Genomic DNA, 12040 nt, shown 5'->3' with positions numbered 1-12040 from the left:
ATGTCTAAGCAAGAAATTCAAAATACACCTACATTAACCCTAACTCGTCCAGATGATTGGCACGTACATTTACGTGACGGTGCTCAGCTACCAGATACAGTACGCGATATTAGCCGTTACATGGGACGTGCGATTATCATGCCTAACCTGGTTCCGCCAGCAGTGTGCACTGATTCTGCGTTAGCGTATCGCGAGCGTATCATGGCAGCCGGTCCGCAAGGTAACTTTGAGCCATTAATGGTACTTTATTTGACAGACAATACCGCCCCTGAAGAGATAAAAAAAGCGTATGCTACAGGCCAAATAGTGGCTGCTAAAGTATACCCTGCAGGTGCAACAACGAACTCCGATTCTGGCGTTACTTCAATGAAGAATATTTACCCGGTACTTGAAGCAATGCAAGAAGTTGGCATGTTGTTGCTTATTCACGGTGAAGTAACTGATTCATCGATTGATATTTTTGATCGGGAAAAAGTGTTTTTAGACACTATCATGGGCGACGTTGTAAAAGATTTTCCGGATTTAAAAATTGTGCTTGAGCATATCACCACAAAAGATGCGGTGGATTTTGTTAATAATGCGTCTGATAATGTGGCTGCGACCATTACAGCCCATCATTTATTGTATAACCGTAATCATATGTTAGTAGGGGGGATTCGCCCTCATTACTATTGCTTACCTATTTTAAAGCGTAATACGCATCAGCAAGCGTTAATTGAAGCGGCGACCAGTGGCAGTAAGAAGTTCTTTTTAGGCACTGACTCTGCACCACATTACAAAGATAAAAAAGAAGCTGCATGCGGCTGTGCCGGTGCTTACACTGCTCATGCGGCCCTTGAGCTTTACGCTGAGGCGTTTGAGGACGCGGGTGCGTTAGATAAACTTGAAGGGTTTGCTAGCCACTTTGGACCTGATTTTTATGGCCTAGCAAGAAATACAGACACAGTCACTTTAATTAAACAGCCTTGGACAGTTCCTGCAAGCTACCCATTAGGCGGCGATCATGTTGTGCCAATTAAAGCTGAGTCTGTTATTGACTGGCAAGTAAAATAATTAACTGTAATTTAAGCCATAGGTGCATTTTTTAGTCTTAAAATTAATCAGTTAAGCCGTATTTCACCTTTTGATATACGGCTTATAAAATATTTTTTAATTAATAGAGCTAAAACGATTTTATTGTGTTAACCTTATCTTGCTTTGAGTTTTTGCGTATAGAATTTACGGATATTGTGCGGCGTGTAAGGTTACCGGTTAATGGTTTTGCTTCTTCCTGTACTATACCCCAAAGATTTTTGGGCATTCACTCAGGGAGGATATAGCCAATCTGGCTGAATTTTAATTATTGACTTACAGGAAAATTTAGTATGTCAAACACGGTTACTGGTAAAGTTAAGTTCTTCAACGAAGCTAAAGGCTTTGGTTTTATTGAACAAGAAAATGGTCCTGACGTATTCGTACATTTCAGCGCTATTACAGGCTCAGGTTTTCGCACTCTAAGCGAAGGCCAACAAGTGTCTTTCGGCATCAAGCAAGGTCAAAAAGGCCCTGAAGCTGAGAACGTAGAAGTAGCATAATTTTAATTATGTGAACCTAAGTTCATCTTGGTGAAACAGGCTCCTGTTTCACCATAATTTCCCCTTTTGTATTCTACTTTTTCATTTTTACCACATCTTATTTCTAAAAAATTCGACTACATTGTTTATTTCTGTATCAAACGAAATAAATTAGGTATTCTATTAATCTCATATAAGCCAAGAAATTAGAATAGTTGTATTGAGCATTTAATTCATAACTATTATTCATTGCTATTTAGGTACTAATATTTACTATCCAATTTTAGTGTGTAGCAATCAACATAAGCTCATTAATACAAGAAGGAACTATTCTTAATCATGGTTTACACTAGGCTAAGCTAATAAAAATATATTAAGCAAAGGTTTATTACTGAATGAATACGACAAATGATGTACTAATTGTTGATGATCACCCAATGGTTTGTGCTGCTATTAAAACAGCATTGAGCAAATCACCTTTCGTTAATGACATCTATGCAGTAGCAGATCAAAAGTCAGCACTAGATCATATAAAAAGTTATCGCTGTGAGCTTCTCATTCTTGATATTGAACTTGAGGAGTCTGATGGTTTTAGCCTTTTTAAGCGTGCTTTACTCGAGGGATACAAAGGAAAGGTACTGTTTCTTTCTGCAAAACAAGATAAGCACATTATAAGAACCGCAGCTAAGCTGGGTGCGCAGGGATTTATAAATAAAGCCGAGAGTTTAGAAGATATAACGTCTGCAGTTGAACTTATCTTGAGAGGATTTACGTTTTTCCACCAAGACGATTTACTCATTAATGAGAAAGACATTGACCAAATTTTAACGGACAGGGAACTGACAGTGATGAGTTACCTGGTTGAGGGGCTTTCTAATAAGGATATTGGCGAAAAGTTGTTCATCAGCAATAAAACGGTCAGTACGTATAAAACCAAAATATTCGAAAAACTTGGAGTAGACTCTGTGATCTCGCTTGCTAAGTTGGTAAATAACGATCCTTATTCAAATAAACTGTAAATATCAATTCACGTTTAAGTAAAAAGTGTAATTTTATGCGGGGATCAGTTGCTTTTTTTATAAAGTTAGCTGAATAAATACGCTTTATTACTGAATGATTACTCTAAATTGAATTTTTTTTGAAGTTTTTCTCACCATTTCTAGTTCATCACAAAATGTTACATTTATGTTTTTTATTTAAGGTTTACCTATAAAACCGTTAGTACTAGTGGGGTTTGCATAAAGCCGTCATTCATCAATGTTACATTTGTGTTAACCCTCTGTTTTTTTGAATTTAGTTTCTATTCTTATTTGTTATTTATTTACGTTTTATTATAAACATCAAGTTGACAGCGTGCATTGCATTTAGCATTATTGGAGGGTTGATATCTATTAAAAGATATCAGGGTTGTCTCCCTCGGGAGGTAATTAAATTATAAAAGTAACATTACTTAATTGGTTGGGAACTATGTCTGTTAAAATCAGAAAGAGTCTTGTAGCAACTGCGTTGGTTGGCGCTTTTGCATTCGCAAGCAGCAATGTGATTGCAGATCCTTTGAATGACGTGCAAAAAGCAGGTCAACAAATTCAAACGGCTGCGGTTAAGTCTCAAACTAAAATTGACAACGTATACGGTCAAACTCAAGAGCTTATCGCTGAGTACCGTGGCATTGTTGATGAAACTGAGCTTTTGAAAGTATACAACGATCACGTTGCACGTTTGGTCGCAGACCAAAATGCACAAATCGAATCGTTTGATCGCCAGATTGCGACTATCGACAACACTAAACAAAACGTTGTGCCTTTGATGTATCGCATGATCGATACGCTTGAGCAATTCATCAAAGCGGACGTTCCGTTTAACATTGACACTCGTTTAGCGCGTGTTGAGAGATTACGTGAAACAATGGTTTCTTCTTCTGTAACAACTTCAGAGAAATTCCGTCAAGTACTAGAGTCATACACTATTGAAGCTGCTTACAGCTCATTAGTTGCGGCTTCTCAAGGTACGCTTGAAATCGATGGTAAGAGCATCAATGTTGATTTCGGCCAACTAGGTCGTATCACTTATGTTGCACAGTCTTTCGACTTAAAGCATGCGTGGGTTTGGGATAACAACACTAAGCAGTGGAAAGAATTAGGTGAAGAATACCTAAAACCTGTTAAAGAAGTTATTCGTATGGCGCGTAAGCAAGCGACATTAGAACTTGTTAAACTACCTATCTTTGGCGCGGAGTAATCAATAATGAAGAAACTATTTAAAGGTTTTGCTGTTGCAGCAGTACTGTCTGTTTCTGCAGGTACCGCGTTAAATGCACATGCAAATACTGATGCTTTAGATAAAATCCTAGAGCAAGTAAAGCAAGAGCGTATCTCTGAAGGCAAAATCAATAAGCAACGTGAGCAAGAGTTCCTTTCTGCTCGTGCTGATAAGCAAGCGTTACTTAATAAAGCGAAAAGCCAGCTATCTGCTGAGAAAACTCGCGGTGATAACTTAACTAAGCAATACGCACAAAACGAAAATACTTTAGCGGAAAAAGAGCAAGCTCTTCAAAACGCTCAAGGTACGTTAGGTGAGATGTTTGGTGTTGTACGTCGTGCAGCTCAAGATGCAATCGGTTCAATCGAAGCGTCACTTGTATCTGCTGAAAAGCCAGGTCGTGCTGAAATCTTACGTTCACTAGCAGCAGCTAAAGAGCTTCCTACAGTTCGTGAACTAGAAGAGCTTTGGATTGCACTACAAACTGAAATGACTGAGTCAGCTAAAGTTTCTACATTTGAAACTGAAGTTGCAGGTCTTGACGGTAACTCTTCTGTGAAGAAAGTAACGCGTATCGGTAACTTTAACTTAGTTACAGACGACGGTTACCTAATCTATTCACCTGAGACTAAGTCTATTCAGCCACTAGGTAAGCAACCAGACGGTTTCATCCTTGCTGGTATTGATGATTTAGCTGCTACATCTGCTGATAGCTATGCAGGCGTATACGTGGATCCTACACGTGGTGCTATCTTACGTATCAATACACAGAAAAAGTCACTGATGGAATATTACCATCAAGGTGACGTAGTTGGTTATATCATCACTGCTTTATTAGCATTTGGTCTATTAATCTTCTTAGTTCGTTTTGTTGATTTAACTATCACTACGAGCAAAATCAAGAGCCAACTTAAAAATGTGTCTACACCAAACGGTAACAACCCACTGGGTCGTATCCTTAAAGTGTATCAAGAGAACAAAAACCAAGACGTTGAAAATCTTGAGCTTAAGCTTGACGAAGCGATTCTTCGTGAAACGCCTCGCATCGAAGCTGGTATCAACATCATCAAAATCCTTGCTGCAATCGCGCCACTACTTGGTCTACTAGGTACGGTAATCGGTATGATCTTAACGTTCCAAACAATCACATTGTTTGGTACAGGTGATCCGAAGATCATGGCAGGTAACATCTCTCTAGCACTTGTAACTACTGCGCTAGGTCTAATTGCTGCATTACCACTTATCCTTCTTCACGCTGTTGTAGCGGGTCGCAGTAAGTCGGTATTACACATCCTTGATGAGCAAAGCGCGGGTATCGTTGCTACTCACGCGGAGAAGGAGAAAGCCTAATGCTAGTCCTGATGGAGATCTGGGAATCTATCAGGGATTTTGTTGGCACAGGCGGCCAGGTATTATACGTGGTCGCGATAGCACTCTTTCTTATGTGGGTTTTAATGATTGAGCGCTATTGGTTCTTACTTTCTGAGTTTCCTCGTATGACGAAGGAAATTGTAGGAAAGTGGGATGCCCGCCAAGACACTACGTCTTGGTACGCACACAGAATCCGTGAAGCATGGATTTCTGAAGCGTCTGAAAAATTAGATCAGCGTATGTTGTTGATTAAAACATTAGTAGCTATTTGTCCTTTAATCGGCTTACTGGGTACAGTAACGGGTATGATATCGGTTTTCGAAACCATGGCTACCCAAGGTACTGGTAACGCACGTTTAATGGCATCTGGTATTTCAATGGCAACAATCCCAACAATGGCTGGAATGGTTGCGGCACTATCTGGAGTTTTCTTTAGCTCACGCCTTGAGGCAAGAGCGAGAATGGTGAAAGCCAAACTTATAGATAGCATGCCTCATCACTAGAGAGAGAATTAAATATGGCACGTAAACAACGTTTTCGTGAAGAAGAAGAAGCAGCGGTAGATATGACGCCGATGCTTGACATCGTATTTATCATGCTTATTTTCTTTATCGTAACTACATCGTTCGTTAAAGAGGCTGGTATCGAGGTCAATAAACCAAAAGCGGCCCAAGCTACGAAGCAAAAAAATGCTAACATTTTCATTGCTATTCGTGACAACGGCGAGATCTGGATTGATAAACAACAAGTTGATGTTGAACGTGTTTCAGCAAAGATCGAAAGTTTATTAGCAGAACAACCTACAGACGTTGTAATTTTGCAGGCTGACAAAGATGCAAAACATGGCACTGTGGTTAAAGTTATGGACCAGATCAAAGCGACGGGTGATAACCTGAGAATTTCAATAGCTGGAGATCAGTAATGATTCGTTTTCTGTTTTCACTGATTGCAGGTGGGGCAGTTACTTTCGGCTTGTTCTACTTCATGGCCTTCCTCATCTCTGGTGGGGCTGACCGTAACACGGAGCAAAAAGAACAAATCGTAGTCGAAATTATGACGAATCCGCCTGAATCTAAGGTGCAGGAGAGGAAGCGTGTTCCGCCTCCGCCTCCACCACCGCCAAAGCAGCCGCCTAAACCGCAGCCGCCTCAGCCGGAAAACAACAACCCTAATCCGGGTGCTATGTCATTTAATATGGGTAGCATCGATGTGGGAAGTTCGGCTGGTGGCTTAAGTGGTCCAGGTGCATTCGGACGTGACGGTGATGCGACACCTATCGTTCGTATTGAACCAAAATATCCAACACAAGCGGCACGTGATGGTAAAGAAGGTTGGGTACAACTTTCATTCTCAATCGATGAATTGGGTGGGGTTACAGACGTTGAAGTAATTGACGCAGACCCTAAACGTATTTTTGATAGAGAAGCTAAACGTGCACTGCGTAAGTGGAAATACCGTCCTAAAATCATCGACGGTAAACCACAAAAGCAAGTTGGTTTACAAGTTCAGCTAGACTTTAAACTTAACCAAGGCAACTAAGGAGGCAAGTATGAGAAATTTATCTAAAGTAACAGCACTTGCGGTACTTATGTCTCTCTCGGGTGCAGTGATTACTGCACCAGTTTTAGCCGCGCCAGATTACGCCAAGATTGAAGAGCGTAAGAAAGCAAAAACTAAAATCATGGGTGAGCGCACTGGTAAAAAAGTTGTTAAAGCATTTGATTTGTATAATGAAGACAAGCTTGATGAAGCAATTGCAATGCTTAAAGAGCTTGAACCTTCAGATGACTTTGACAAGGCAACAGTTAATCGCTACCTAGGTAGCATGTATGGTCAAAAAGAGCAGTATAAAACTGCGATTAAACACCTAGAATTAGCTGTAGCCCCTGATGTTTTAAACTTCGCTGATCAACAGCAAGCTTTAAAAACATTAGGTGATATGTATGCTGGTACTGAGCAGTTCAAAAAAGCTAAAGAAGCTTACGTTAGATGGATGGATTTTACTGGTGAAGAAGATGCAACGGTTTATACCCGTATTGCTCAAGCTAATTATCAGTTAGAACAATTCCGTGACGTTTTTGAGCCGGCAGATAAAGCAATTAAACTTCAAAAAGAGCCAAATAAAGGCCCTTACCAACTTAAATTAGGTTCGTACTTTGAACTTAAAGACTATAACAATATGGTTAAAGTTGGCGAAGAAATTGTACGTATCTGGCCTGACGATAAAAAAGCGTGGGTAAGCTTAGGTAAGTACTACCTTCAAACGGAAGACTATAAAAAAGGTCTTGCGACAATGGAAGTAGCTTACAAAAATGGTTATTTTGAAGCTGAAGTTGATTATAAAGTTTTATCTAACTTCTATTCTTTGAATGAAATTCCTTTCAAGGCTGCAAAAATCCTTGAAGAGTCTATGAATGATAAGATTGTGAAGCGTAATAAACAAAATGTCAGCGCAGTAGCAAGTAACTATCATCGCTCAAAAAATATTGAAAAAGCAGCTAAGTTCTATGAAGAAGCCGCTAAGTTTGATGACGACGCTGAACTATATCGTAAAGCGGGTTCATTATTACTTCAGTCGCAAAACTATAGTTCTGCCGTTGTTCGTTTGAACAAAGCTCTGGAATTAGGTTCTGATAAAAAAGGAACTATATACACAGATTTAGCAGAAGCTTATTACTATCAAGAAAAGTATAAGCAAGCATATGCTGCTATTGTTAAAGCTATGGATGACCCTCGCACACGTAAGTTTGCGAAAGGTTGGTCTACATATATTAAAGATAAAGCCGCTCGCAACGGTGTTAAAATTTAATTTATAATGCTTTACAGTTTAAAAAGCCCCTATGGGGCTTTTTTTATACCTAATATAAACATATAAAATTATACAGTTTCTCAATTTATAAGCATCACTTGGATACAAAATGATTAAAAATCTAGCAGTTAGCATATTGGTTTTATTACTCTGGGGTTGCAGTGAACCCGAGTTAAAATATTCGAGCATAGAGCAAATAGATCAGCAAATTAAAATACAGAATGTATTACTTCAGCCGAATAAAACACCTATATCTGTTAGTGTAATCAAGCTTGCTCAACTACCCTTTTCAGAGCAGTATTTAGAACAACGTCATACTATTTATAAATCATTAAGAGCGTTGACGTTGGACGAAAACACCCAACAATTAGCTGATTATTTAAGCATCAGTGAGCGCTTTCCTGCACGCTACTTTCCATGGCCGTCTCAGGTAAATGTGGTTGAGAATATGCTAAATAATAATGTGCCACAGCAGCAAATTTCCGATTGGATTGACTTTACAGCCGAACAGCTTTCATTAGGCTTACAAAGCAAGCTTAAGTTAAATAAAATAGAATTGGCAGAATTTCACTTACGTTTGACTGAGCTTAAAAGTCGGGATGATTTAACAGAAGGCTTAACTAAGTCTTTAAATAGCTTTAATACCTATTTACAGCAATACACACCAAGAGGCAGTGTTGGTTTGCATGGCTTACCTAATGGCTCACCTTGGTATCAAAGTAAGCTCAATTACTTTGCGGGTAAAACCGATGCTCCTTTAAAGTGGCTGGTTAAAATTCAAAAACAGTTAGCAAACATCGATAATATACCGTTTACATTGACATTACAGCAAGAACATCGCCAGTCAGTGTTAGAGCAGTGGCTTGAGAGTAAATCGCTTGATATGGTATCGGGGTTTGACTGGTCACAAGGTTATTATAACTTGCCTTTGTCTGCATCACGCGCTCTTCAAAACATGTCCAATGATGAAAAGTACTTTTGGTTGGCAATGATGGAAACCGATATAGGCATTCATTATCATGCTTGGACGATACAACAAGCAAAGGTTAACTTATCAAAAAGACTAAATCTATCATCAGAAACTGCAGAATATTTAGTAAACGATATTGTTTTTTATCCTGCGTTTAGTTTTTCTTTTGCAAGTTTATTAAAAGCGGATTAATTAACTTATATTCAGGTGAACGAATGTTAGTCTGGTTCGCAATTTCTACAGCGTTGATTAGCAGGATCTGCTAAAAGGCGCTGTGCATCAATTTTTTCTTCACAATCACAGCAATATCCATACTGACCTATTTCAATCTGACAAATCGCGGCCTCTAACTTTTCTAAACGTAGTATGAGTTCATTGTATTCTGAGCCTAGTTGCTTCTGTGCCAACTCTAGCCAATGCTCAGGGTTGCTCGTTTCAAGAGTAAGTAGAAGTGAGTGATGAGCTAGATTGTTTGATTGTGTCAGAGCCGTCAATAGTGATTGACGTTTTAAGGTAAGCTCACTGTTTAAACGCGCTAAAGTTTGTTGTGATTGATACATGTTTGGCTTCCTCACTAAATAATGAAAGCATTATCCATAAATTCAGTGAGACGAAATATGATATGTATCAATTTAGGGAGCGATTGCGTACTTCTTTAATACATCAGCAACGTCTTCTTTGGTTTTTAAGCGTCTAATTTCATCAAATAAAGCATGTGCTTGCTGATACTCACGTTTCAAATAGCCGAGCCATTGTTTAGTACGAGATGCAAAATATTTTTCATCTTTAGTTGGGTCGTGATGCATCGATGAATGAATTATATGATAAAGAATGTGTTCCCATTGCAAGCCTTGATATTGCTCACCACTCATTGTTGCTTTAATCTTTTTTGCCAAATCAGGATGTGAAAGTGCGCCTCGTCCAAGCATAAGATCAGTACAGCCACTTCTTTGCTGACATAACAATGCGTCTGATACTTGCCATATTTCACCGTTAGCAACAACATCAATCGCTTTACCCTCGATTAGTGGCGGGATTTTTTCCCAATAGGCCGGTGGGTTGTAGCCATCACGTTTAGTACGTGCATGGATAGCAATACTATCAGCACCTGCGCTAACAACAGCATCGACGATTTCTTGGCTATTACTGTCATCGTCAAAGCCTAAACGAATCTTGGCACTAACTTGATGTTGAATCGGTACAGCATCACGTACAGCTTTAATTATTTCATACATGTGTTCAGGATCTTTCAAAAGCACTGCGCCGCCTTTACTGCGGTTTACTGTTTTTGCTGGGCAGCCAAAATTTAAATCTACACCATGGGAACCCAGCTCAATGACTCTAACTGCATTTTCTGCCAGCGCCTCAGCAACTTGACCCAATAATTGGATACGTACAGGTGTGCCGGCTCGAGTAAAGCCATTATTTTGCAATTCAGGGCAGTAGCGATTAAATACTTTATCAGGTAAGCAAGCATCAATTACTCTGACGAATTCAGTTACGCACAAATCAAAGCCACCAATATCGGTAAGTAATTGGCGCATTTTAAAATCGACTACGCCTTCCATTGGTGCTAATACTAATTTCATTGGGTGTAACTTTATTTGTAAAAATGGTGGCGTAGTTTACCTTGTCCGTTTAAATTGATAAATCACTAATAGCTCTATGTGTACAATAAAAAATAATATTATTTTCGTCTTTTGTGAAAGTTATTCTTTTATGCTGGGTCTATTAAGTATACCCGTTGAGTAAAAATAGAGAGTTAGATTATGAACACAGTAAAAAATAATTCAATCGCATTAACATTAGGTGCAGTAGTGATCACTGGTGCAAGTTTAGTATCAACAAATGCACAAGCCAATCCTTTTGAGTACCAAGAACTCGTTACAGGTTATCAAGTAGATGCCACTGAGGGGAAATGTGGTGAAGGAAAATGTGGTGGTGATGCAAAGACAAAAAACGCCAAAGCGAAAACTGAAGGTAAGTGCGGTGAAGGCAAGTGTGGTGGGGATGCAAAATCAAAGGATGCTAAAGCTAAAACTGAAGGCAAATGCGGCGAAGGCAAATGCGGTGGTGATACTAAATCAAGCGATAAAAAAACTAAAAAAGAAGGTAAATGCGGTGAAGGCAAGTGTGGTGGTAGCCATTAAACTTGGTTATTGGTACGATTCTATTTAATTATGAAAGGGCCTATTTTGGCCCTTTTACATAAAGGGGTTGTAATGGTTGTATCTGATAAAGATGAGTTTGGTATGGTAGGGCTTGGTTTACGCCGAGAAATGTTGGATGAGTTACTTGTTCACGTTCCAAAGCAAATTGATTTTATGGAAGTTGCCCCTGAAAACTGGCTTAAATTAGGAGGGCGTTTTCAAAAGCAATTTAAGTCATTAACCAACAACCATCATTTTGTATGCCATGGCCTATCACTCTCGCTTGGTTCACCCGCGCCCCTTGATATTGATTTTGTTAAAGCGTTAAAAAGTTTTTTTATCGACCATGGTATCAAGCGTTATAGCGAACACCTAAGTTACTGCTCTGGCACAGGTCATATGTATGATTTAATGCCGATCCCTTTTACTGAGCAAGCAGTTAAGCACGTTGTGTCAAGAATTAAGCAAGTACAGGACATTCTTGAGCAACAAATCACAATTGAAAACGTTTCATACTATGCGGCGCCAGGCCAAGAATTAACTGAACTTGAATTTACCAACGAAGTGCTAGTCCAAGCTGATTGCAAACTTTTGCTCGATGTAAATAACATTTACGTAAACTCGGTTAATCATGGCTATGATGCGCTTGAGTTCTTACAAGGGTTACCTTGTGAGAGAGTTGACTACGGTCACGTGGCGGGGCATTACAATGAGGCTGATGATTTGATTGTTGATACACATGGTGCAGATGTAATTGATCCCGTCTGGCAACTTTTAGATAAAGCATATGAATTTCATGGTGTATTTCCTACTCTATTAGAACGTGACTTCAATATCCCAGCTATGGATGTGCTAGTCAATGAGCTTGATATTATTACCCAGTTGCAAGCTAAGCACGGTGTAAGTAAACAAAAGCGAGCTTAACATT

Annotated in this window: 13 protein-coding genes and 1 pseudogene; 12 read left to right on the top strand and 2 right to left on the bottom strand. The window is 39.3% G+C overall.

Annotated features, from left to right (window positions below; translation table 11 throughout):
* The 10 genes from pyrC (at window position 1) to AAEU30_RS04670 (ending at window position 9154) form a co-directional block, all read left to right on the top strand.
* Window positions 1–1053 carry a dihydroorotase gene (pyrC, locus tag AAEU30_RS04715; RefSeq protein ID WP_421959523.1) on the top strand — a complete coding sequence of 351 codons (1053 nt, stop codon included), beginning with the start codon at window positions 1–3 and terminating at the stop codon, window positions 1051–1053.
* Window positions 1054–1364: 311 nt separating this feature from the next.
* Entirely contained in the window at window positions 1365–1574 is a 210-nt protein-coding gene (locus tag AAEU30_RS04710; protein ID WP_016707789.1) for a cold-shock protein, read from the top strand.
* Between the two features lie 374 nt (window positions 1575–1948).
* A complete protein-coding gene (locus AAEU30_RS04705) occupies window positions 1949–2572 on the top strand; it encodes a response regulator (protein ID WP_421959522.1) in 624 nt (207 codons plus the stop codon).
* A 448-nt stretch (window positions 2573–3020) separates the two neighbouring features.
* Entirely contained in the window at window positions 3021–3791 is a 771-nt protein-coding gene (locus tag AAEU30_RS04700; protein ID WP_087531732.1) for a DUF3450 domain-containing protein, read from the top strand.
* 6 nt (window positions 3792–3797) lie between these two features.
* Window positions 3798–5162 (top strand): MotA/TolQ/ExbB proton channel family protein, encoded by a 1365-nt coding sequence (locus AAEU30_RS04695; protein WP_421959521.1) that lies wholly within the window; start codon window positions 3798–3800, stop codon window positions 5160–5162.
* Window positions 5162–5686 (top strand): MotA/TolQ/ExbB proton channel family protein, encoded by a 525-nt coding sequence (locus AAEU30_RS04690; protein WP_087531730.1) that lies wholly within the window; start codon window positions 5162–5164, stop codon window positions 5684–5686. The genes AAEU30_RS04695 and AAEU30_RS04690 overlap by 1 nt, the downstream gene beginning before the upstream one ends.
* A 14-nt stretch (window positions 5687–5700) precedes the next feature.
* Complete coding sequence (locus AAEU30_RS04685) at window positions 5701–6105, top strand: ExbD/TolR family protein (RefSeq protein WP_087531729.1); 405 nt, start codon at window positions 5701–5703, stop codon at window positions 6103–6105.
* Window positions 6105–6722 carry an energy transducer TonB gene (locus tag AAEU30_RS04680; RefSeq protein ID WP_087531728.1) on the top strand — a complete coding sequence of 206 codons (618 nt, stop codon included), beginning with the start codon at window positions 6105–6107 and terminating at the stop codon, window positions 6720–6722. The genes AAEU30_RS04685 and AAEU30_RS04680 overlap by 1 nt, the downstream gene beginning before the upstream one ends.
* A gap of 10 nt (window positions 6723–6732) precedes the next feature.
* Window positions 6733–7992, top strand: coding sequence for a tetratricopeptide repeat protein (locus tag AAEU30_RS04675; protein WP_421959520.1), 1260 nt, complete (start codon window positions 6733–6735; stop codon window positions 7990–7992).
* Window positions 7993–8101: 109 nt separating this feature from the next.
* The gene (locus AAEU30_RS04670; protein WP_421959519.1) at window positions 8102–9154 is read left to right on the top strand and encodes a hypothetical protein; all 1053 of its coding nucleotides are present in this window, start codon (window positions 8102–8104) and stop codon (window positions 9152–9154) included.
* 26 nt (window positions 9155–9180) lie between these two features.
* On the opposite strand, the gene AAEU30_RS04665 is transcribed toward AAEU30_RS04670, so the two are convergent.
* The gene (locus AAEU30_RS04665; protein WP_421959518.1) at window positions 9181–9522 is read right to left on the bottom strand and encodes a TraR/DksA C4-type zinc finger protein; all 342 of its coding nucleotides are present in this window, start codon (window positions 9520–9522) and stop codon (window positions 9181–9183) included.
* 72 nt (window positions 9523–9594) lie between these two features.
* Window positions 9595–10551 (bottom strand): tRNA-dihydrouridine synthase, encoded by a 957-nt coding sequence (locus AAEU30_RS04660; protein ID WP_421959517.1) that lies wholly within the window; start codon window positions 10549–10551, stop codon window positions 9595–9597.
* Window positions 10552–10731: 180 nt separating this feature from the next.
* Between AAEU30_RS04660 and AAEU30_RS04655 the strand changes: the two are divergent.
* Window positions 10732–11103 (top strand): annotated as a pseudogene (locus AAEU30_RS04655) (HvfA family oxazolone/thioamide-modified RiPP metallophore); the annotation flags it as partial.
* 81 nt (window positions 11104–11184) lie between these two features.
* Complete coding sequence (locus AAEU30_RS04650) at window positions 11185–12036, top strand: HvfB family MNIO-type RiPP peptide maturase (RefSeq protein WP_498049582.1); 852 nt, start codon at window positions 11185–11187, stop codon at window positions 12034–12036.
* Window positions 12037–12040 lie beyond the last annotated feature (4 nt).

It is taken from the genome of Pseudoalteromonas mucoides (genome assembly GCF_049257175.1).
Lineage (GTDB): Bacteria > Pseudomonadota > Gammaproteobacteria > Enterobacterales > Alteromonadaceae > Pseudoalteromonas.
This window is presented reverse-complemented; position numbering and strand designations above follow the sequence as displayed.